20 protein-coding genes are annotated in these 20,251 nt (G+C 71.2%); 9 read left to right on the top strand and 11 right to left on the bottom strand.

The annotated features are described in order from the left end of the window. Positions 1-44 precede the first annotated feature (44 nt). The 4 genes from Q6348_RS10435 to Q6348_RS10420 all read right to left on the bottom strand — a co-directional run bounded on the left by Q6348_RS10435 (position 45) and on the right by Q6348_RS10420 (position 2,326). A complete protein-coding gene (locus Q6348_RS10435; RefSeq protein ID WP_304601230.1) occupies positions 45-224 on the bottom strand; it encodes a hypothetical protein in 180 nt (59 codons plus the stop codon). Between the two features lie 235 nt (positions 225-459). Further along, on the bottom strand, positions 460-1,089 hold the full coding sequence (locus Q6348_RS10430) for a peroxiredoxin family protein (RefSeq protein WP_304601229.1): 630 nt from the start codon (positions 1,087-1,089) through the stop codon (positions 460-462). Further along, positions 1,086-2,024 (bottom strand): cytochrome c biogenesis CcdA family protein, encoded by a 939-nt coding sequence (locus Q6348_RS10425; RefSeq protein WP_304601228.1) that lies wholly within the window; start codon positions 2,022-2,024, stop codon positions 1,086-1,088. The genes Q6348_RS10430 and Q6348_RS10425 overlap by 4 nt, the downstream gene beginning before the upstream one ends. Beyond that, the gene (locus Q6348_RS10420; RefSeq protein WP_304601227.1) at positions 2,024-2,326 is read right to left on the bottom strand and encodes a glutaredoxin; all 303 of its coding nucleotides are present in this window, start codon (positions 2,324-2,326) and stop codon (positions 2,024-2,026) included. Before Q6348_RS10420 ends, Q6348_RS10425 begins: the two co-directional genes overlap by 1 nt. Before the next feature lie 813 nt (positions 2,327-3,139). Between Q6348_RS10420 and Q6348_RS10415 the strand changes: the two genes are divergently transcribed. Beyond that, positions 3,140-4,552: a coiled-coil domain-containing protein gene (locus Q6348_RS10415; RefSeq protein WP_304601226.1), complete on the top strand. Its 1,413-nt coding sequence runs from the start codon at positions 3,140-3,142 to the stop codon at positions 4,550-4,552. 52 nt (positions 4,553-4,604) lie between these two features. Then, on the top strand, positions 4,605-5,324 hold the full coding sequence (locus tag Q6348_RS10410; protein ID WP_304601225.1) for a PspA/IM30 family protein: 720 nt from the start codon (positions 4,605-4,607) through the stop codon (positions 5,322-5,324). Between the two features lie 48 nt (positions 5,325-5,372). On the opposite strand, the gene Q6348_RS10405 is transcribed toward Q6348_RS10410, so the two are convergent. The 4 genes from Q6348_RS10405 to Q6348_RS10390 all read right to left on the bottom strand — a co-directional run bounded on the left by Q6348_RS10405 (position 5,373) and on the right by Q6348_RS10390 (position 9,645). Next, positions 5,373-6,203, bottom strand: coding sequence for an SAM-dependent methyltransferase (locus Q6348_RS10405; protein WP_304601224.1), 831 nt, complete (start codon positions 6,201-6,203; stop codon positions 5,373-5,375). Beyond that, positions 6,203-7,123, bottom strand: coding sequence for a hypothetical protein (locus Q6348_RS10400; RefSeq protein ID WP_304601223.1), 921 nt, complete (start codon positions 7,121-7,123; stop codon positions 6,203-6,205). Before Q6348_RS10400 ends, Q6348_RS10405 begins: the two co-directional genes overlap by 1 nt. Next, positions 7,120-7,770, bottom strand: coding sequence for a TetR/AcrR family transcriptional regulator (locus tag Q6348_RS10395; protein WP_304601222.1), 651 nt, complete (start codon positions 7,768-7,770; stop codon positions 7,120-7,122). The genes Q6348_RS10400 and Q6348_RS10395 overlap by 4 nt, the downstream gene beginning before the upstream one ends. Before the next feature lie 102 nt (positions 7,771-7,872). Then, positions 7,873-9,645, bottom strand: a complete 1,773-nt coding sequence (locus tag Q6348_RS10390) for a putative bifunctional diguanylate cyclase/phosphodiesterase (protein ID WP_304601221.1) — start codon at positions 9,643-9,645, stop codon at positions 7,873-7,875. A gap of 184 nt (positions 9,646-9,829) precedes the next feature. Between Q6348_RS10390 and Q6348_RS10385 the strand changes: the two genes are divergently transcribed. Together Q6348_RS10385 and Q6348_RS10380 are read left to right on the top strand one after the other, a co-directional pair. After that, the gene (locus Q6348_RS10385) at positions 9,830-11,620 is read left to right on the top strand and encodes an AAA family ATPase (protein ID WP_304601220.1); all 1,791 of its coding nucleotides are present in this window, start codon (positions 9,830-9,832) and stop codon (positions 11,618-11,620) included. 337 nt (positions 11,621-11,957) lie between these two features. Further along, positions 11,958-13,016: a Gfo/Idh/MocA family protein gene (locus Q6348_RS10380; RefSeq protein WP_304601219.1), complete on the top strand. Its 1,059-nt coding sequence runs from the start codon at positions 11,958-11,960 to the stop codon at positions 13,014-13,016. Here the strand turns inward: Q6348_RS10380 and Q6348_RS10375 are convergent. The 3 genes from Q6348_RS10375 to Q6348_RS10365 are packed head-to-tail and all read right to left on the bottom strand — an operon-like array spanning position 13,007 to position 15,057. Beyond that, positions 13,007-13,843, bottom strand: coding sequence for a 3-hydroxyacyl-CoA dehydrogenase family protein (locus Q6348_RS10375; RefSeq protein ID WP_304601218.1), 837 nt, complete (start codon positions 13,841-13,843; stop codon positions 13,007-13,009). The two genes, Q6348_RS10380 and Q6348_RS10375, sit on opposite strands and share 10 nt — an antisense overlap. Positions 13,844-13,858: 15 nt before the next feature. Continuing rightward, positions 13,859-14,629, bottom strand: coding sequence for an enoyl-CoA hydratase-related protein (locus tag Q6348_RS10370; RefSeq protein ID WP_304601217.1), 771 nt, complete (start codon positions 14,627-14,629; stop codon positions 13,859-13,861). Further along, positions 14,626-15,057, bottom strand: a complete 432-nt coding sequence (locus Q6348_RS10365) for a MaoC family dehydratase (protein WP_304601216.1) — start codon at positions 15,055-15,057, stop codon at positions 14,626-14,628. The genes Q6348_RS10370 and Q6348_RS10365 overlap by 4 nt, the downstream gene beginning before the upstream one ends. Before the next feature lie 196 nt (positions 15,058-15,253). On the opposite strand from Q6348_RS10365, the gene Q6348_RS10360 reads away from it, so the two are divergent. Genes Q6348_RS10360 through Q6348_RS10340 form a run of 5 tightly spaced genes read left to right on the top strand, consistent with a single transcriptional unit; the run spans position 15,254 to position 20,250 of the window. Next, positions 15,254-16,345, top strand: coding sequence for a branched-chain amino acid ABC transporter permease (locus Q6348_RS10360; protein WP_350339661.1), 1,092 nt, complete (start codon positions 15,254-15,256; stop codon positions 16,343-16,345). 3 nt (positions 16,346-16,348) lie between these two features. Continuing rightward, entirely contained in the window at positions 16,349-17,398 is a 1,050-nt protein-coding gene (locus Q6348_RS10355; RefSeq protein ID WP_304601214.1) for a branched-chain amino acid ABC transporter permease, read from the top strand. Beyond that, positions 17,395-18,213: an ABC transporter ATP-binding protein gene (locus tag Q6348_RS10350; RefSeq protein WP_304601213.1), complete on the top strand. Its 819-nt coding sequence runs from the start codon at positions 17,395-17,397 to the stop codon at positions 18,211-18,213. Before Q6348_RS10355 ends, Q6348_RS10350 begins: the two co-directional genes overlap by 4 nt. Next, the gene (locus Q6348_RS10345) at positions 18,206-18,961 is read left to right on the top strand and encodes an ABC transporter ATP-binding protein (protein ID WP_304601212.1); all 756 of its coding nucleotides are present in this window, start codon (positions 18,206-18,208) and stop codon (positions 18,959-18,961) included. Before Q6348_RS10350 ends, Q6348_RS10345 begins: the two co-directional genes overlap by 8 nt. Next, positions 18,958-20,250, top strand: coding sequence for an ABC transporter substrate-binding protein (locus Q6348_RS10340; RefSeq protein WP_304601211.1), 1,293 nt, complete (start codon positions 18,958-18,960; stop codon positions 20,248-20,250). Before Q6348_RS10345 ends, Q6348_RS10340 begins: the two co-directional genes overlap by 4 nt. Position 20,251: the final 1 nt, after the last annotated feature.

Here is a 20,251-nt window from a genome sequence, read left to right as displayed (position 1 = left end):
CTCTCAGCAGCCGCTCGACGCCGTCATGTCCCTGCAGCTCTCGCTCACTCCTTCGCCTCCCCTCGCCTGTCGATGCCCGTTCGCGCCGGGCGCCGTCCACCGTGGTGCCCGCGGGTCAGCGACCCGGAACGGGGCGCAGGGAAGATCTGAGTGATCGTCCACACGCCCAGGCCCACGAAGATCACCCCGATGAGCGCGACCACCACCAGGGCCGCAACGGTCATCCGGCGACCTCCGTCGTGGTCTGGCGCCGTGGCTCGGCGCGCCATCGGGAGTCGGTCGAGGCGTCGCTCGCCAGATCATCCAGTCCGGGGACGGAGAACGGCACGGTTCGCACGGCGCCTCCTGCGTGGTTGATCAAGTGGGGTCCAGCGTCAGCGGCCTGCGCGAACGCTCCGGGCAGGGTGCGTCAACCTTCGGTCGGCTGCTCGGGCCCGGGCTCGGGCGCGTGCGCACCGCTCACGCGTCGAGCCGCGAGGTGATCTCCTTGCGGAGGTCGGCAGGAGCGAGCCACATCGACGGGTACTCGCCGTACCACAGCTGGGTGCCCTGGGCGTCGATGAGGATGAATGAGTGCCCGGGCAGGCCCGCGTGCATTCCCTTGCCGAGGGTGTCGTAGGCCTTGGAGACGGCGCCGTCGTCCAGGAGCACCGGGATGGTGACCCCGAACCGGTCGAGGTCAGCCTGGATCTGCGCACGGGAGTTCATGACGATGGGCAGGATCGCGACGCCCAGGTCGTCGAACGCCGCGCGGTCCTGCTCGATGGCCGCGAGCTGGGCCGTGCACGCGTCGCACCCCGCGCCCTCGTTGAAGTAGAGGAGCACCGGCCGGCCGCGGAAGTCCGAGAGGGACACGGTTGTCCCCGCCGTGGTGGGCAGGGTGAAGTTCGGGGCCGCATGGTGGTCGTCACTGCTCGCCGGACGAGAGGTGACCAGGCCCGCGGTGGTCACTGCCGCCACCAGCAGGAGCACGCCCAACCAGATGGACAGGGACCCCAACCTGCGGCCGCGTGCGGCCTTGGCCCGCAGGGGTGCCACGGGTGGCTGACGCTGCGCCTCGCGACGACGTGCTTCGCTGGTCGAGCTCATCGGGTCTGCTCCTCACGGTCGATGATGGCGTGGCAGGTGGGAGCCTGCGGCTCCGGTGCGGACCCGGGCTCCACGAGCACGGGGCGGCGACGCAGCGTCGCAACCACGAAGACGGCCGCAACGGCGAGCAGCGCCAGACCCAGGACCGGCTCGGGCACGGGGGCGAGCCAGGTCTCCACCGCGCCGAAGACGTCCGTCAGCCACGCGGCGATGGCAGCCTGGGCGCCCGTCCCCCCGGTCATCTCGCCGGCGGCGGCCAACCAGGCCACCAGGCCGGCCATGATCGCGAACACGATCGCGACAGCCAGGTTCACGGTGTTCGTGACCAGCGTCCGGCCCGCGACGGTCAGACGCAGCGGCTTGGCCCGCATCCAGCGTCGTTCGGACAGTCGTGCCTTGTCCCAGACCAGTGCCATGACGAACAGCGGGAACGTCATGCCGAACACGTACGCCAGACCCAGGGCCACACCACCGAGAGCCGAACCGGAGAGGGCCGACAAGGTCATCACCCCGACGAGCACCGGCGCGCAGCAGCTCGAGGCGATTCCGGAGAAGACCCCCAGGGCGAAGAAGCTCGCCGAGTCACCGCGACTGGTGTCCGGCGATGCGATGAAGGAAGGGAGCGACCACATCCGCCCCGACAGGCTCAGCACGGCCAGCGCGAGCATGAGGATGGCTCCGCCGTAGTACAGCACCGAGTGGTAGGACGCGATCGCGGCTGAGAGCAGGCTGGCACCCACGGTGATCGGCACCAGCACCAGGGCGAGCCCAGCGGCGAACACGAAGGTCAGCGGCAGCAGGCGCCAGCGACGGTTCTTCGCGGCGACGGCCAGGTAGCTGGGTGCCAGGAAGACGATGCAGCACGGGGCGAACAGCGCCACGCCGCCGGCGAAGAACGCGGCCAGGATGCTGCCGGTCGTCAGCAGGGTGCCCATCAGGCCGTCCCGTCCGCCGTGCGGGTTGCGCCGACGCGCTCCAGGTGCCGGATCAGCTTCTTGACCGGCAGTCGGCCGGCACTGAAGAACGCCCCGTCGGCCAGGACGAGCGGGTTCATCGCCGGTCGGTGACGAGCCAGGAGCGCGGCACCCTCGGGCGACTCGACAGGCACCGCCCGGACGCCGAGCGAGAAGTGCTGGGAGAGTCGTGCGAGCTCCTGCTGTGCCTGCTCGCAGAAGTGGCAGGCCTCACTGGTCACGACGGTCATCCGTACCGTCGCGCCGACCTGGGCGGCGTCCATCGGGCGGTCTCCGTTCGTCAGCGGCCATCGAGCACGGCTCAGCCTCTTCGAGCGATCCGAAGCAACGCCCGCGAAACCACGAAGACTCCGTCAAGATCCGCCGGGAACGGTCGCCACCGCTCGCCAACCCTGGGACCTCGGGCTCTCGTGTGATCGCCCGCGGCCGTCTCTGCGTCGCACGCCAGAGGCTGGATCCCGTCGCGTCTCCTCGCCCTGGGCCTGGTACTGCTCCGGCGGAGTGCGCCGCCGTCACCTCATTCCGGGCCAGGGCGGCCGGCCGGGGGCTCGCCCCCGCGTCGTCGCCCACCCCTCGCGATCTCACGGGGATACCTGTCCGCATCGCGTCGGGCACCGCGCCGCCGGGCCGGGCCCGCGATCCACCAGGCCACCGCGGCGAGGACACCGAGAACCGCGACGACGACCAACCAGGCCATCGGGCTCGACCATCCACTCCCGACACTCACCAGACCGGTAGGCACCGCCGCCCTGGCGCCCGACCCGACCACGACGTCCACGACCGCTGCCATCATGCTGTCCTCCTCACTGCGGGCGTCCACCCTGCGGGAGGTTCGCGGGCGGTCCCGCACGTCCCGCGCGGCCACGACCCCTGGACCAGCGGGCACCAGGCCGTCCGTGCCACTCCACCACCCAGGTCGCCACGGTGCACTCCGGCCCCCGACAGACGACGTCGCGTGCACTCTTCATCGATTCTTCGCCACTTTCGCAGCCTGGCGCACGACTGAGCGCCGCACGATGGGATCGAGAGCACCCACGCACCGCCATGGGAACGAACCGCAACGGAGGGAGCCGCGCGTGAGCGATCAGCTCGGCGTGATCGCAGTCATCGGCACTGCTGTCCTGTTGACCGTCCTCGGTACCCTGCTGGCGATCTTCGTTGCCAGCGGGCGTCGCGCCGCGAAACGGCGGAGCGCTGAGCGGTCCGCCGGTGCGAGCAGCCCCGCGGGAGCCGAGCCCGAGTCGACGGCCTCGTTGCTCAGGCGCGCGAACGCCTCGCTCGTCGCGGTCGATGACGGCGTCCGGCGATGGGACCAGGAGCTCGGCTTCGCCCAGGCGCAGTTCGGCTCCGAGGCGACGGCTCCGTTGGAGGCAGCGGTTGCCGCCGCGAAGGACAGTGTCGCGCGGGCGTTCGTCCTGCGCCGCCAACTCGACGACGACGCCCGGTCCGGGGCTCGACGCCGGGCGACCGCGAGCGAGATCATCCGGATCTGCGACGCCGTCACGAGCGACCTCGAGTCCCATGCTCACGACTTCGACTCCGAGCGCGCCGCGCAGGCACACGCGCCGGCCGCGATCGACGAGCTCTCCCAGCAGGAACGCCTGCTGGGTGCCCGCTGCGCCGCCTCCCGCCAGACCCTCGAGGCCCTCTCACACTCCTACTCCGCGGTGGCGCTCGCGCAGGTCAGCGCCAACCCCGACCTGGTCGACGCGCTCGCCGGCGAAGCCTCGGCAAGCCTCGCAGCCGGACGCGAGGCGCTCGAGCGAGCGGATCCGGCGGCGGCTGCCTCGGCAGCCAGGGCCGCTCGGTCCGCGGTCGATCGGGCATCGGGTCTGCTCGACGAGATCGAAGGACTCCCCGCGCAGCTCCAGGATGCCGAGAGCGGGCTCGCCGAAGCGCTCCTGGGCCTGCGCGAGCAGATCGGCCAGGCCGAGCGGCTGGCGCCCACGGACCCCGCGGTCAGCTCGGCCAGGTCCGCCGCCACGGCGGCGATCGCGGCCGCACAGCAGGCCCGCACCGACGGCGACCCGCTCGGCGCGCTGCGGCTCGTCACGCGGCAGCATGCCGAGCTGGCTGCGACCATCGCCCCGCTGCGCGACCGTGCAGCCCGAGCCGAGGAGGCACGTGGCAGGCTCACGGAGGTCCTCGGCCACGCCAACGCCCAGATCGCCGCCGTGAACGCATACGTCGACGCGCACCGTGACGCCGTGGGAGCCGAGGCGCGCACGCGCGTGGCCGACGGTGCGCGCCGGGCAGAACGGGCACGGCTCCTGGCCCACGGCGAGCCGGAGAGAGCCCTCATGGAAGCCAACACGGCGGCCCGCCTCATCCACGAGGCGCAAGCGCTCGCCGAGCGAGACGTCTCCACCCCACGGGCGCAGGACACCGGGCGTCCCGAGGCAGCCGCATCGGGCGCCGAGGTGATGCTCGGCGGGTTACTGGTCAACCAGCTGCTCCGAGGTCACGGCTTTCGCGGCCGAGGCTGCTGACCCGAAACTCCCCCGCCGGCCCCGGGCCTACCACCCCACGAGAGGACGCACCATGGCGGACAAGCGGACCGTGCTCGGCCGGATCTCCCAGCTGGCCCGGGCGAACATCAACGCGCTGCTGGACCGCACTGAGGACCCCGGCACGATGATCGACCAGCTGATCCGGGACTACACCAACACCGTCGTCGAGGCCCAGGACGCGGTCGCTCAGACGATCGGGAACCTGCGTCTGGCAGAGCAGGACCACGCTGCCGACGTCGCCGCAGCATCCGAGTGGGGCCGCAAGGCACTGGCCGCCTCCAGCCGGGCGGACCGGCTGCGGGCCGCCGGCAACGCGGCGGACGCCGACAGGTTCGACGACCTCGCCAAGGCCGCCCTCGGCAAGCAGATCACCGCGGAGCGGGACGCTGCCGCGGCCGAGCCGATGATCGCCTCGCAGGCCGATGCAGTCGAGAGGCTCAAGTCCGGGCTGTCCGCGATGAAGGACAGGCTCGCCGAGCTCCAGACCCGCCGCGACTCGCTGGTCGCCCGGCAGAAGAGCGCCGAGGCCCAGGCGAAGATCCAGGGAGCGTTCTCAGCGATCAGCGTCCTCGACCCGACCAGTGAGCTGTCCCGCTTCGAGGACAAGGTGCGGCACGAGGAGGCCTACGCTGCAGGACGGGCCGAGGTCGCGACCTCCTCCCTCGAGGCTCAGTTCGACGAGCTCGAGAGGTCCGGCGACGACCTCGAGGTCGAGGCACGGCTCGCGGCCCTCAAGAACCCGGGTGCCTGAGGCCAACGACCCCAGGCTCGACGGCGCCACGATCACCGAGACGCCGACTCACGCTCCGTCAGCACGGGCCAGCACGGCGAACCAGTCGTCGTCGGTGGCAGGAGGACCGCCACCCAGCGAACCCCAGACCTCCTGAACCATCAGGCCTGCCTCGGTCAGCACCGGTGCGAGGGTAGCCGGTGTGTAGTCGTGGAACCACATGCGGTAGACGACCACGGAGTCGTCCGCGACCACGTACTGGTCGCAGGTGATGTCGTCCGGGTAGACGTACGTGTCGGTGACCACGAGGTGCGGCCCGGGTCGCCACAGACCACCGTCGAGCAGCTCGACGCGCCGCGGCGCCGGCGGACGGTGGGCCGACGGCCTGGTCATGTCGAACAGGAGCGCTCCCCCAGGTGCCAGCGCGCGGCGGATCCGGCGTAGCAGGTCGTCACGCACGGTGTCGGAGAACGTGGACACCTCCCCGAACGACTGCAGGACCAGGTCATAGGTCGCATGCGCGTCCAGCGTGCGGAAATCCTGCACGCGGTAGTCCACCGTCAGTCCGGCGTCCGCGGCCCGCGCGCGGGCGAACTCGATCGATCCGGCGCTCAGGTCCAGCCCGGTCACGGCACACCCGGCGGCGGCCAGCCGGTGGGCGTACAGGCCGGGCCCGCAACCGAGGTCGAGGACCCGCCGGCCCGGCCCCGCGAGGCCTCGCTCGAGGAGGACGCCGACGTCCCGCGCGATGACCGACGAGGGCCGGCTGGCGGCCTCGGTCCGGTCGTCCAGGTGGAAGCCCAGCAGCTGGCCCGCGATGTAGGGGTCGTCCCAGAACGGCGCCTCGCTGGGCTGGAAGGGCTCCGGGCGGCGCGCGGCCCGCATGACCTCCTCGATCATCACTCGACCACCTCGGGGACCGCGCCCGTGAACGTGCCCGGTCCCTGGCCCACCGGGGTCGTGGACGAGCCGGGCGCGAGCACGGGGCGGAACACCATCCCCGCGACGGCAAGGCCGATCCCCGCGAAGCAGGCGAAGGCGACCGTGCTGGGGACCGACGCCGCCGGGTCGTCCCGCGCCTGCATGACCAGCGCCATGCCGGCGACCGCGGTCGCCAGCAGCGCCATCCAGCCCACCGCGGCGTACCTCACCCGCTGAGCGCCGTCGCCACCCCGCAGAGCGCCCCCGCCGACGGCGACGAGGGCCGGCACCACGAGCCCGAGGTCCATCAGCTTGACCAGCCAGAACACGACCGGGTCGGCCAGATAGCCAGGATCGCTGGGGGTAGGGCTCCACGCGTCCAGGAGGCCGGGCAGGTGCAGGCCGAGCACGAGGAACGCCGCGACCGCGAGCGCGAACACCCCGACGGTGCGGTCCACGCGGCGTGAGGCGACGGGTAGCGTCGCAGGATCCAGCCCGCGCCATGCCCGCACGGCGATGACGATCGCGAGCACGAGGAGGCCAAGGAACAGCGGGAAGAACCGCTCGCTGTTGCCCGGGTAGCGGATCACGTCGCCGCCGAGAGCCAGCTGGGTAGCCGTGTAGCCGACGTATCCCGCGGGCGCGAGCGCGAGCACCGTTCCCGCCCGGTGCCGGCGCAGGACCAGCACGCCGGCCACGATGCTCACCGGTGCGGCCAGCAGCAGGCCGGCGAGGTCGCCGCCGGCGACCTGGGCCACGGCCGACTCCGAGGCGTGATAGCGGATCACGCCTGTCACGAGCGGACCGAGCACCGCGACCGCGGCCGTGCCCAGGCCGGCGGCGATCAGGGACGTACCGAGCACCCGATCGGGCGCGGGCGTCGAGCCCGACATGGTCATCCTTCCTTCTCCATCGGTCGAGAGTGCGGTGCCGTGGCGCCGTAGCGGGCCAGCACCATGCCGACCGCCGTCGCGGCGTAGTCGTCCGGGACGGGCTCGCCCGTGATGAGCACGCGGAGGTACAGCGGGCCGGCGAGGGCGTTCACGACCGCGTCGACGTCCGTCTCGGCGACGAGCTCGCCCCGGCCGATCCCCCGTTCGACCGCGGACCACCAGCGTTGCTGGTTGGGGCCGATGATCAGCCGACGGTAGCTCTCCGCGAGAACGGGGTCGGTGGCCATCTCGGACACCAGCCCGGGTAGCACGCGGCCGAGTGGGGTGCGCGTCAGCAGGTGGACGAGCTCACCGATGAGTCCGGTCAGGTCCTCGACCACCGAGCCCGCACCGGCGTCGCCCTGGGGGCGCAGCTGCGTGACCAGTGCCTCGACCACGAGCTGGGACTTCCCTGCCCATCGCCGATACACCGCAGGCTTGCCGACCTGCGCTCGTCTGGCGACCTCCGCCACGGTGAGACCGCCGTAGCCCACCTCGGCCAGCAGGCCCAGGGTGGTCTCGAGGACCCGTCGGTCCAGCTCGGGGTCCCGCGGGCGCCCTCGCCCCGAGCCGTGGCCGCCCGGACGGCGTGGGGCGCGAGCGTCATCCAGCATGCCTTCCCCGATCCTCATTACGTTCCGCCACGTAACGTAACAGCCGAGACGGTTCGGGGCAAGGCCCACCGGCAGCGGGACGCGGAAGGTCCTCCAGGTAGGTCACGGGCCGCGGCGGACGAGTCCCGCCGCGAGCTGCGCCGCGCACATCGGCCGCGCGAAGTGGTAGCCCTGGCCGTGCCGCACCCCCAGCCGGCCCAGCACCTCGGCCTGAGCCGGCGTCTCGATGCCCTCCGCGACGACGTCCAGGCCCAGGGCCGCCCCGAGCGCCACGATCACGGAGAGCACCGGTCCACCGCCCCCGCCGTCCTCGAGGGCGGCGACGAACGCCCGGTCGATCTTGAGCTGGGTGACCGGCAGGCGCTGCAGCCTGGCGAGCGACGAGTACCCGGTACCGAAGTCGTCGATGGACACCCCGACACCTGCCGCACGCAGCCGCTCGAGATTCGCCATCACACGGTCCTCCGTGCGCGCGACGGTCGTCTCGGTGACCTCGACGACGATGGCTGAGGGTGGCACTCCGTGCTCCCGGCACGTCCGCAGGAAGCGGTCCGCGAAGTCCGACCTGTTCAGCTCGGCGTGCGAGGCGTTGACCGCGACCGGGACCTCGACCCCCTCGGCCGCCCACTGGCGCATCTGGCGACAGACCTCGGCGACCACCCACCTGCCGAGGTCGACGATCGTCCCGTCGCGCTCCGCGTGCGGGACGAACGAGTCCGGTGGGACCAGTCCCCGGTCAGGGTCCCGCCATCGCACGAGGGCCTCGAGGCCGACCACCTCGCGGCGGCCCAGGTGCACGATCGGCTGGTAGTGCATCTCCAGCTCTCCACCCGCGATCGCCTCCCGCAGCCGGACGGTGGCCGTGGCGCTGTCGTCCGCGACGACGGTCGCCCCACCGCCCTGCTCGGTCGCCCCGCGCAACGCCGTCATCAGCCGCCACGCGATTCCGGCGCGGGTGTCCGCACGCGAGACGGTGGTCACGGCGGCGGAGAAGCGCACCGGTGCCACCCGGCGCCTCAGGTCCGCCACCGTCACCAGGGCCTGCTCCCGGTCGGCTCGCGCCAGGATCAGCAGGAACTCGTCACTGCCGAAACGGCACCCGGTCCCCGTACCGGCCACCACGGCGGCGCACGCGCCCGCCACCTGCACCAGCACGTCGTCGCCGGCGGCGACACCCTGCTCGTGGTTCAGCGTGCTGAACGCGTCGAGGTCGATCAGCACGAGGGCGGCGTCCTCACCGGTGCGCGCCACGCGGCCCACGGCCGCCTCGATCTCCCGGTCGCCCACGCCACGATCCACCAGGCCCGTCAGCGGGTCCACCCCGGCCAGCGCAGCCACCCGGACCAACCAGCCCGTCACGCCCCCGGCAACGCCGAGGGTGACGAGCACCGCACCGACCTCGACCCAGGACACGCCTGTCACGAAGGCTGTGGTCACCTGCGCCACGGCGACCACGGCCCAGTGCAGCGCCGCCGTCCACCAGTCGAAGAAGAAGGAGGCGTCGACGATCACGAACAGGTAGAGCAACGCGTAGGCGTGCGCGAGAGGGGTGCCCGCGGCGAGCGCGATGTCCGCAGTCACGATCACGGCACCGAGCGCCGGCAGGGCGGCGAGCACGTTGCTCGGGACGTTCCGCCTCGCCGCGAGCGCTGCTGCGACCACCACCCCGGTCGCGCCGAGCAGGCTGAGCGGCAACCAGCGCTCCGGGCGCACCGCGAGCACGCCGGCCAGCACCGTGAACCCACCCAGGGCGTACAGGCCGGCCACGACCGCCGTCATCCTCTGCGGGGTGGCGATCGCCGTCGCCGTGCGGAAGTACCTGCTGTGCCGGCGCACGTCGGCTGACGGCGCCGGCCAGGCGGTCGTGAACGGCACGGCAGCTCCGGGGATCCGTGGCAGGGCTGGCTCCTCGACGATCGGCCGGATCGGGCGTCTTGAGAGCCTCCGGCGTGCCCTGGACCTACCGTTCACCCGAATGGGTCCCCTGCCGTTGCCGGGTATGCCCGGTTCGCCCACAGTAGGAGTACGGGTCGGTGGTCGACCCCGGAGGGGGTCCGAGATGCCCCGGCAGGCACAGCACGACATCGCGGCCGATCGGGACCGGTTGCGCCGGCACCGCGTCTACCGCTGGGCAACGGTCGTCCTGGCCCTGGAAGCGTGGTTCATCGTCGCGCCGTTCACCGGGCGGTCGCCCTGGCCTTCGCTGCCGTCGACCGACCCCCTGATCCTGGTGCCGGTGCTGTTCTTCGTCGTGCTCATCGTGGTGCTGCTCGGCACCCAGGTGGTCGCCGGGCGCTCCCCGCACCTGACGTACCGGCCCGAGCAGGTGGACGTCCGCCTGGCGGACGTGCTGGGCATCGACCCTGTCCTGGAGGACGTACGGCGATCCATCGACCTCTTCCAGACGCACCGGCGGTTCGCCGAGCAGATGGGCGGGACGCCGCGCCGCGGCCTGCTCTTCGAAGGTCTGCCCGGCACCGGCAAGACGATGACGGCGAAGGCGATGGCCGCCGAGGCCGGCGTCCCCTTCCTGTTCGTGTCGGCCACGTCCTTCCAGTCGATGTACTACGGCGCGACCGCCCGCAAGATCCGCGCGTACTTCGCCGCGCTGCGCGACGCGGCCCGGCGTGAGGGCGGCGCGATCGGCTTCATCGAGGAGATCGACGCCATCGCCACGCGCCGGGGCGGCCTGCTCGGATCGGTGGCCACCACCGACCGCGGCCCGATCACGTCGGCGATGATCAGCGAGGGCACCGGGGGTGTCGTCAACGAGCTGCTCGTGCAGATGCAGTCCTTCGACCAGCCGTCGCGCGGGGCCCGGCTGGTCAACCGCGTCGTGGCGGCGGCCAACCTGCTGCTCCCGGCGGAGAACCAGATCCCGCAGATCACGCCCGTCCGCGCTCCGATCCTGCTCATCGCCGCGACCAACCGCGCGGACTCGCTGGATCCCGCGCTGCTGCGGCCCGGGCGCTTCGACCGGCGGCTGACCTTCGCCACTCCTGACGTGCACGGACGCCGCGAGCTGGTCCAGCACTTCCTGGACCGCAGGGCCCACGAACCGGAGCTGGGCGAGCCCGCGGTCCGGGACCGGATCGCGGCGGCCACCAGCGGATGGACACCGGTGATGATCGAGCACCTGCTCGACGAGGCACTGGTCAACGCGGTCCGGCGGGGAGACACCCGGATGTCCTACGAGGACGTGGAGAAGGCGCGGCTCACGGAGATGGTGGGGCTGGGACAACCCGTGACCTACACCGAGCACGAGCAGCTGCTCATCGCGACCCACGAGGCCGGCCACGCCGTGGCCGCGTGGCTCGTGGCGCCGGGCCGCACGCTCGAGGTGCTCACGATCGTCAAGCGCGGCGAGGCCCTGGGGCTCCTCGCGCACTCGGACACCGAGGAGATCTACACCCACACCTCCTCGGAGCTGCGCGCACTCGTCCAGATCGCCATGGGGGGACTCGTGGCCGAGGAGCTGTTCTTCGGCGACACCACCACGGGCCCGGCGAGCGACCTCGCGGCGGCGACCAGGACGGCCGCGCAGATGGTCGGGGCCGCGGGGATGACAGGCTCGCTGGTCTCCTTCCAGGCGACCGGGCGGGACCTCGTGGAGGCGGTGCTGGCGGACTCGGCCGCACGAGAGCAGGTCGAGGAGCTGCTCGAGGACGCCCGCAGGCGCGTCGTCTGGCTGCTCTCGCGGAACCGGCACCTCGTCGAGGCGCTGCGCGACGCGCTGCTGGAACGGCACGAGCTCGTCGGCGACGAGATCACCGACGTCCTCGTCGAGGCGAGCGGGACCTCGCGACGCGTGCCTTCGGACGGGGACCCGACGACTGCGCACGTGGCATGAGCCCCGCACCGGGTTCCGCGACGCGGCACCCGGTGCGGGATCGACATCGTCGTCCCCGCCCGCTCCCCCGTTTGCCCTTCTCGGGGAGCTTGAACCACGACCGGCGCGTTGGTCGCCGTCGGGGACGCGCCACCCGGCCGCACCCGGTGCCCATGACTCCAGGCCCGCGGTACGACCAGGACGCAGCACCAGGGCGGGATGTCGGACCGCTCGGCGGCGTACTGCGTACGTGACGAGCACCGCCCGTCATCTGGTATGTCGGCAACACGGGAGCGACCTTGAGCATTCCCGGCCGGTCCGTCGCCCCGCCGGCGCGCTCAGGGTGCACAGTGGAGCCATGCCCCCACTCCCCGCACCCGAGTTCCGCCCGGCCTTCCGTCCGCGTACCCCCACCCCGGAGCAGCCGGTGCGGGTGGCGGTGGTCGGCACCGGCGGGTGGGGTGAGCAGCACGCCCGGGTGTTCGCCGACCGCACGGACACCGAGCTCGTGGGAGTGGTCGGACGCGACGTGACGCGAGCCCGTGCGCGCGCAGACGCCTACCGGACGGACGCGTACACGGACGTGGACGCCATGCTGGACACCGCGCAGCCGGACCTGGTCACCGTCTGCCTGCCCAACGAGGAGCACTTCGCCCCGACGCTGCACCTCATCGAGCGCGGCGTGCCCCTGCTCGTCGAGAAGCCCTTGGTGTTCGACCTCACCGAGGCCGACGCCCTGCTGGATGCGGCGGCCGAGCGCGACCTGTTCGTCGCGATCGACCTCAACCATCGCTACGCCGAGCCGGTCCAGCGGCTCAAGGCAGCCATCGACGCCGGCGACCTCGGCGCTCTCGTCTTCGCGACCTGGCGGTTCGGTGGCGAGCCCAACCTCGGCGGCTCCCGGCACGCCAACCTCATCGAGACCCAGGTGCACGGGCTCGACATGCTCGAGCAGCTGTGCGGTCCGATCGCTTCGGTGATGGCGCAGCCGTTCGACGGGACGCACCCCGGCACCGTCACGACGCTCGCGGTCGCGCTCGAGTTCGCCTCGGGGGCGGTCGGAACGCTCCTGGGCACCTACGACTCGTCGTACGCCTACCCCGGGACGCACCTGCTGGAGGTCAACGGCACCGAGGGGCGCGGCCTCGTCGAGGACACCGTGCGCCGCCTGACCCTGTCCCGTGCCGGCGACGACGTGGCCCGGGTGTGGCAGGCCGGGTACTTCGACGACGAGGCCCGCGACTTCCACGGCACGTTCGACCGGTACGTCGACGACCTGCTCCGCGCCCTGCGGGCGGGCGGCCCGCCCCCCGTGCCGGCCGAGGCGGGCCGCCGCGCGCTGCAGGTCGCGCACGCCATCATCCGGTCCGGCGACGAAGGTGTGCGCGTCACGGTGGGTACCGCTTCTCAGGCGTAGCTGTGGAACCCGCGGCCCGTCTTGCGGCCCAGCCAGCCCGCTCGGACGTACGTGCGCAGCAGCGGGTGCGGCCGGTACTTCGGGTCACCGGTCTCGGCCTGCAGGACCTCCATGATGGCCAGCACCACGTCCAGGCCGATGAGGTCTCCGAGCTCGAGCGGCCCCATGGGGTGGTTCGCACCCAGCTTCATCGCGGTGTCGATGTCCTCGGCCGACGCGGTGCCGGCCGCGAGCACCTCGACGCCCTCGTTGACCAACGGCACCAGGATCCGGTTCACCACGAAGCCGGCCGCCTCGTTGACCTGCACCGGGGTCTTGCCCAGCTGGGTCGCGAGCTCCGTCACGCGCGTCACGACCTGGGTCGGGGTGGCCGCACCGGCGACCACCTCGACGAGCTTCATCACGGGCGCCGGGTTGAAGAAGTGCATGCCCACGACCGGGTGGGTCAGCCCGGCCCCGAGCTCCGTGACGGACAACGAGGACGTGTTGGTCGCCAGGATCGTGCCCGGCCCGCACAGCTCATCCAGTCGCTCGACGATCGGACGCTTCGCGGCCATGGCCTCCACGACGGCCTCGATCACGAGGTCGGCCCCGGCGAGGTCGTCGAGCTCGCCGGCCCGGACGCGCGCCGTGGTCGCCTCCGCTGCATCGGCCCCGATCTTGCCCTTCGCGACCAGCCGGTCCTGGCTCGCCGCGATCCGCGCGACGCCCGCCTCGGCGAGGTCGAGGTCCGCATCGGTCAGCGTCACCTCGAACCCCTCGGTCCGGGCGAACACCTCGGCGATCCCGGCGCCCATGGTCCCGGCGCCCACGACTCCCACACGCATGACTGCTCCTCCTGGCTACCTGTCCTGGAACGGGCTGTGCGGCCGCTTCTGCACGAAGGCGGCCATCGCCTCACGCTGGTCCGCGGTCTCGAAGCAGGACGCGAACTCCTCGACCTCGATCCCCAGTGCCGTGTCGAGGTCGGTGTGGGCGCCGCGCGCGATCGCAGCCTTCGTCGCCCGCACCGCAGCGGGCGCCTGCTGGGCGATCTCCTCGGCGAGGGCCAGGGCCGCCCCGAGCAGCTCGTCCGGCGCGTGCACGGCGTTGACCAGCCCGACCTCGAGGGCACGGTCTGCCTTGAGGCGCCGGCCCGTGAGCAGCAGCTCCTTGGCGACCGCCGGCCCGACCACCCGGGCCAGGCGCTGCGTCCCTCCGAACCCTGCGGTGACGCCGAGGCCCACCTCGGGCTGCGCGAAGACCGCTCGATCCGACGCGAGACGGAGGTCGCACGCCAGCGCGAGCTCGCAGCCGCCACCCAGCGCGTACCCGTTCACGGCCGCGATCGAGGGCGCTCCCAGCTCGAGCTTGCGGAACACCCGGTTGCCCAGGGAGCTGAAGGCCCGCGCCTGCGCCACCGAGAAGGTCGACATGCGCGCCACGTCGGCACCCGCGACGAACGCCCGGCCGGCGCCGGTCACGACGACTGCGCGGGCCCGGTCCGCGGCGACACGGTCGACAGCCGTCTCGAGCTCGCTCAGCACGTCGGGGTCGAGCGCGTTGAGCGCCTCCTCCCGGGTGATCGTGATGGTGGCCACCTGGTCGGACAGCTCGTACGCGACGTGGCTCACGACTCGTCTCCTGACGCCGCCGGCCGCCGACGCGGCAGGAGCACGGCTTCGCCGGTGACGACGACCGTGCCGTCCGGCTTGGCCGCGACGCAGTCGAACCGCACGCGACCCTTCGGCATCTTCTCGGAGACGGTGACCGTGGCCCGGACGGTGTCACCGATGAACACCGGGGCGGTGAACGTCAGGGTCTGCGAGACGTAGATCGCTCCCTCGCCCGGCAGGGAGGTGCCGAACACCGTCGAGAACAGGCTGCCGGAGAGCATGCCGTGGGCGATCCGGGCGCCGAACCGCGTCTGCTCCGCGTAGCGCTGGTTCACGTGGGCCGGGTTGAAGTCCCCGACGATCCCGGCGAAGCCGTACACGTCGGCCTCGGAGATGGTCTTCTCGAACCACGCGGAGTCGCCCTCGGCCAGTTCGTCGTCGTACATGCCCCGACCCTTCAAATGATGACACCCTTGTCATCCCGGAGAATAGAGCCCGGCCAGGGTCGCCTGTCAAGCACCCCCCCGACTGTCACCGCCCAGGGCGACATCTCAGTCATCACACGGTGCGGGATCGGGCCCGGGCGCGTCGCTCTACAGCTACGCCCGTGGCGCCTTCGCTTCGGAGTTATCGAGCCGTGACATGGGACGACATCCTCCTGACCTGGAATGTCGCGCGACGCCACGACCCGAGGAGGCCAATTCCGGTGCGCCTCTTGCCACGGATGACATGCGCGTCATATCTTCCTCTTCAGCGCGTGCGTCAAGGTCGACCACGTTCCCCTGGAGGGGCGGCTACTGGCGACCGTCATGGATGTCATCGGTGTCAGATTCCTCTCCAAGGAAGGGGCGTGTCCGCCAGGTGGGGCTGCTACAACCGCTCCTTCGGAGCCTCGAGACGGGCAGCGTGTACGCCCTCGCGGCCCTCGGGATCATCCTCGTGTGGCGCACGAGCCTCGTGATGCACTTCGCGCAGGGCTCGATGGGCATGTTCAGCGGCACCGCGGTCGCGTTCGTGCTCAACCGCACCGGTGCGCCGCTGTGGGCCAGCGTGCTCGTGGGGGCCGCGGTCGCCATCGCCCTCGGGTTCGCGGTCGACTTCGCCGTGATCCGCCGGCTGCGGCGCGCCACCGCGGTCGGCAAGGAGATCGTCACCCTCGGTCTGATCATGGTCTTCCTGGGGCTGGCACCCATCCTGTTCGGGACCGAACCGATGCTCCTGCCGAAAGCGATACCCGACGGCGCGCTCACCATCGGGGACGCCTACCTCTCCTACAACGGCCTGCTGAACATCTGCCTGGGTGTCGCCATCGCCGCCGGGCTGTTCGTGATGCTGCAGAAGACCAAGATCGGCCTCGCGATCCGGGCCACGGCGTCGAACGAGCAGACCGCCCGCCTGATGGGGATCCCGACGCGCAGGGTCACGGTGCTCGCATGGGCCGCAGCCGGCGTGCTGGGCATGCTCGCCGCGGTGATGATCGCGCCCGCGACCACGGTGACGCCGACCTTCATGAACACCGTGCAGGTCACCGCCCTGTTCGCCTGCGTCCTGGGCGGCTTCCAGACCTTCTACGGCCCGGTGCTGGGGGCCTACCTCATCGCCGTGGCGGGCAACTTCCTGCAGCTGTACGTCAGCTCGGTCTGGGGTGAGCAGCTCCTGTACCTCCTCATCCTCCTGTTCCTGCTGGTCCGGCCCAACGGGCTGGTCGGCAAGACCTACCTGAAGAAGGTGTGAGGGATGAGCACCACCTTCACCGCTGCCGGGCGGCTCGCCCGCAACCCGCACGTCGGATATGCCGTCTTCGGCGCCGCTCTCATGACGCTGCCCGTCCTGGCGGGCTCCGGCCTGATGATGACCAGCACGCTCATGACCGTCGGCTTCACGTTGATCTACGCGATCGTGGCCATGGGCCTGAACCTGCTGCTCGGCTACTCCGGCCTGATCTCGCTGGGCACCGCGGGCTTCATGGGTCTGGGCGCGTACCTCGCGGCGTACGTCCAGGACGACCTGGGCCTGGGGTTCTGGGTCGCCGTGCTCGCCGCGCTGGTGATCCCCACGGTGATCGGGATCCTTGTCGGCGTCGTGTCCCTACGGGTACGCAGCATCTACCTCGCGATCGCGACCCTGACGATCTCCGAGATCCTGCTCAAGACGTTCGAGCAGGCCGAGTGGTTCACGCACGGTACGGCGGGCAAGCAGTCGCACTACCCCGTGATCCTGGGCGTTCAGGCAGACCGGGCCCTCGTGTTCGGAATCATCGTGGTCGCGCTCGTGCTCGTGATGATGCTCACCCACAACATCGTGCACGGTCAGCTCGGGCGTGCCCTGCACGCGATGCGAGCCAGCGAGGTCGCCGCGCAGGCGATGGGCGTCAACGTGCTGACGTACAAGCTCTTCGCGTTCGCCGTCGCGACGTTGTACGCCGGCCTCGCGGGTGCCCTCTACCTGTTCTTCCTCAAGAGCAGCTACCCCTCGACCTGGAACCTCTTCCTGTCGCTCAACGTGGTCGCGATGGTGGTGGTCGGCGGTCTGCGCTCGATCTACGGGACCGTCGTCGGCGCGTTCGTGATCTTCGCGGTCCCGGAGCTCGTGCTCAAGCGGCTGCCCGTGATCGGCGACGTGGCGGGGCTCCCCTACATCTTCTCCGGCGTGCTGATCATCGTCGTGATCATGTTCTTCCCGCAGGGCCTGCGGGGTGTGTGGGACGTCGGACGGCGGATGGCGAGCACCCGTCGACCCGTGAGCGCGCCGGTCGACGCCGCCCGCGACGAGGTGGCGGCCCGATGACCGACGTGCTCCAGGTCGAGAACCTGTCCATCAGCTTCGGTGGCCTCAAGGCCCTGGACGACTTGTCCTTCACGGTCTCCGACCACGAGATCTTCGGCCTCATCGGCCCCAACGGCGCGGGCAAGACCACGGTGTTCAACTGCGTCACCCAGTTCTACCGGCCGGACACCGGGACGGTCTGGTTCGCGCCGGGCGTCGACCGGTTGGTCCGCGCCGGGCACGCCGGCACGGACCGGATCGACCTCGTCGGCCAGCCGGTGCACCGCGTCATCCGCTACGGCCTGGTCCGCACGTTCCAGAACGTCGAGATCATCCCCGAGCTCACGGTGCTGGACAACGTGCTCATCGGCGGCCATGTGGACTTCCGGTCGAGCATGATCGCCCAGATGCTGCGGCTGCCACGAGCACGTGCGGAGGAGGCGCAGTACCGCGAGAAGGCTCGCGAGGCCCTGCGCTTCCTGTCGATCGAGCACCTCGCCGACCAGCTGGCGGGGGGCCAGCCCTACGGGGTGCGCAAGCGCCTCGAGATGGCCCGCACCCTGATGGCCGAGCCGCGGCTGATCATCCTGGACGAGCCGGCCGCCGGGCTCAACGAGTCCGAGACCGAGGACCTGGCTGACACGATCCGTCGGATTCGCGACACGTTCGGGTGCTCGGTGCTCCTCGTCGAGCACGACATGGGGCTCGTCATGGACGTGTGCGACCAGATCTGCGCGATCTCGTTCGGCAAGTTCCTGGCTTCCGGCACCCCCGTGGAGATCCAGCGCGACGTCCGCGTCCACGAGGCCTACCTGGGGGAGCGGGACGATGCCTGACACCGCGTTGTCCATCCGTGGACTCGTCATCCGCTACGGCGCCGTCGAAGCCGTACGCGGCGTGGACCTCGACGTCCCGCAGGGCCACGTCGTCGCCCTCCTCGGAGCGAACGGCGCCGGCAAGACGTCGACGCTCCGCGCGATCTCGGGGCTCTCCCCGGTCGCGGCCGGCTCGATCAGCTACGAGGGGCGCGACATCACGCATCTCGACGCCGAGAAGGTCACGCGCCTCGGGATCGCCCAGTCCCCCGAGGGCAGGCAGGTGTTCGCCGACCTCACGGTCGAGGAGAACCTGCGCACCGGCGCGTTCACGGTCCGCAGCAAGGCTCAGGTCGCGTCGAGCTTCGACCGCTGCTACCGCTACTTCCCCCGGCTGGCAGAACGTCGGAGCCAGCTCGCCTACACGCTCTCGGGTGGCGAGCTCCAGATGCTCGCCATCGCCCGGGCGCTCATGGCGAGCCCCAGGCTCCTGCTGCTCGACGAGCCGTCGCTCGGCCTGGCCCCGCTCGTCGTGCAGGACATCTTCCGCATCCTCGCGGAGATCAGGGCCGAGGGCACCACCGTGCTCATCGTCGAGCAGAACGCGCTCCAGACGCTCAAGATCGCCGACTACGCCTACGTCCTCGCCACGGGCCGCAACCACCTCGAGGGCCCGGCGGCAGACCTCATCCAGGACCACGCGCTCGTCGAGGCCTACCTCGGCTCGGGCGGCAAGCACCCGGAGAAGAACACGAAGGAGACACCGTGAAGAGCACGAAGTTCCTCGCGACGGCGCTGGCCGCGTCGCTCGCCTTGATGATGGCAGGGTGCGCCGGCGGCGCGGCTGCCGACACCGGCACCGGGGACGGGAGCAGCAGCGCCGCGACCGACGACGGTTCGGGCGGCAAGGTCCAGGGCATCACGGACACCGAGGTCCTCATCGCCAACAGCGCCGCCACCTCCGGGGCCTACGCCCCGGTGGGCGTGCCGTTCATCGCCGGCATCCAGGGGTACCTGGACATGGTCAACAAGGATGGCGGCGTCGACGGCCGGACGATCACGTTCCTGCACACCGACGACGAGTTCGACCCCGCCAAGGGCGCAGCGGCCCTGACGAAGTTCATCGAGGACGACAAGGTCTTCGCGATCGTCGGCCACTTCGGCACGCCGGTCGTCGCAGCGACGGTCGACACCCTCAAGGAGTCCGGCATCCCGTCGGTGTACTTCGCGACCGGCATCGGCCAGCTCTACGCGGAGGACGCCACGACCGACGCCGAGGGCGCCAACCTCTTCCCCGTCCAGCCGCTGTACCGCACCGAGGGCGGCATCATGGCCGCGTACGCGGCGGGCAAGTTCGGCGCCACGAAGATCGGCATCATCTACACGAACGATGACGCGGGGTCCGACCTGGAGAAGGGCGCTGTCTCCCAGATCACGTCCATGGACGGCGTGGACTACGTGGAGGAGCAGGTCGCCGCCGGCGCCGCCGACGTCTCCGCCGCAGTGACGTCGATCAAGAATGCGGACGTCGACTTCGTGATCATCGCCGCGATCCAGGGCACGATGCCGACGATCGTCAAGGAGCTCGCCGCGCAGGGCGTGGGCAAGGACGCGATCACGAGCTACGTCAACGTCTCCTCGGCCATGAGCGACGCGGTGAGCGCCGACATCCAGGGCAAGTTCGACCTGTACGGACCGGGTTGGGTGGACTACTCCACCGACACCGCCCAGGCCTCGCTCGCCGACTTCCAGGCCAACGTGGACTCGCAGTACGCCAACAACGTCTACGCCCAGACCGGTTGGATCGCCGCGTCCTTCTTCGTCGAGGGCCTCAAGCGCCTCGAGGGCAAGGAGGTCACCTGGGACTCCTACAAGGCCGCGATGGAGGAGGCGCCGATCCAGAACCCGTTCGGCGGAACCATCGACTACTCGAACGGCCAGCGCAAGGGCACGCAGCAGATGAGCCTGTCCAAGGTCGTGCCGGTCAGCGATGCCAACCCGGTCGGCTGGGAGCCGGTCGAGCCGCTGCAGAGCATCGACGCGCTGCTGGGCAAGTAGC

The organism is Actinotalea lenta (genome assembly GCF_030586465.1).
Lineage (GTDB): Bacteria > Actinomycetota > Actinomycetes > Actinomycetales > Cellulomonadaceae > Actinotalea > Actinotalea lenta.
Note: the sequence above shows the minus strand (reverse complement) of the source record. Positions and strands in the feature narration are given on the sequence as shown.

Bases quoted from the DNA above. Each gene is read 5' to 3' on its own strand.
- Q6348_RS10395 (WP_304601222.1), bottom strand. From the start codon at position 7,770: ATGCTGGATGACGCTCGCGCCCCACGCCGTCCGGGCGGCCACGGCTCG.
- Q6348_RS10405 (WP_304601224.1), bottom strand. From the start codon at position 6,203: ATGATCGAGGAGGTCATGCGGGCCGCGCGCCGCCCGGAGCCCTTCCAG.
- Q6348_RS10355 (WP_304601214.1), top strand. From the start codon at position 16,349: ATGAGCACCACCTTCACCGCTGCCGGGCGGCTCGCCCGCAACCCGCAC.
- Q6348_RS10430 (WP_304601229.1), bottom strand. From the start codon at position 1,089: ATGAGCTCGACCAGCGAAGCACGTCGTCGCGAGGCGCAGCGTCAGCCA.
- Q6348_RS10385 (WP_304601220.1), top strand. From the start codon at position 9,830: ATGCCCCGGCAGGCACAGCACGACATCGCGGCCGATCGGGACCGGTTG.
- Q6348_RS10345 (WP_304601212.1), top strand. From the start codon at position 18,206: ATGCCTGACACCGCGTTGTCCATCCGTGGACTCGTCATCCGCTACGGC.
- Q6348_RS10350 (WP_304601213.1), top strand. From the start codon at position 17,395: ATGACCGACGTGCTCCAGGTCGAGAACCTGTCCATCAGCTTCGGTGGC.
- Q6348_RS10400 (WP_304601223.1), bottom strand. From the start codon at position 7,123: ATGACCATGTCGGGCTCGACGCCCGCGCCCGATCGGGTGCTCGGTACG.
- Q6348_RS10425 (WP_304601228.1), bottom strand. From the start codon at position 2,024: ATGGGCACCCTGCTGACGACCGGCAGCATCCTGGCCGCGTTCTTCGCC.
- Q6348_RS10410 (WP_304601225.1), top strand. From the start codon at position 4,605: ATGGCGGACAAGCGGACCGTGCTCGGCCGGATCTCCCAGCTGGCCCGG.
- Q6348_RS10375 (WP_304601218.1), bottom strand. From the start codon at position 13,843: ATGCGTGTGGGAGTCGTGGGCGCCGGGACCATGGGCGCCGGGATCGCC.
- Q6348_RS10380 (WP_304601219.1), top strand. From the start codon at position 11,958: ATGCCCCCACTCCCCGCACCCGAGTTCCGCCCGGCCTTCCGTCCGCGT.
- Q6348_RS10360 (WP_350339661.1), top strand. From the start codon at position 15,254: ATGGGACGACATCCTCCTGACCTGGAATGTCGCGCGACGCCACGACCC.
- Q6348_RS10420 (WP_304601227.1), bottom strand. From the start codon at position 2,326: ATGGACGCCGCCCAGGTCGGCGCGACGGTACGGATGACCGTCGTGACC.
- Q6348_RS10435 (WP_304601230.1), bottom strand. From the start codon at position 224: ATGACCGTTGCGGCCCTGGTGGTGGTCGCGCTCATCGGGGTGATCTTC.
- Q6348_RS10365 (WP_304601216.1), bottom strand. From the start codon at position 15,057: ATGTACGACGACGAACTGGCCGAGGGCGACTCCGCGTGGTTCGAGAAG.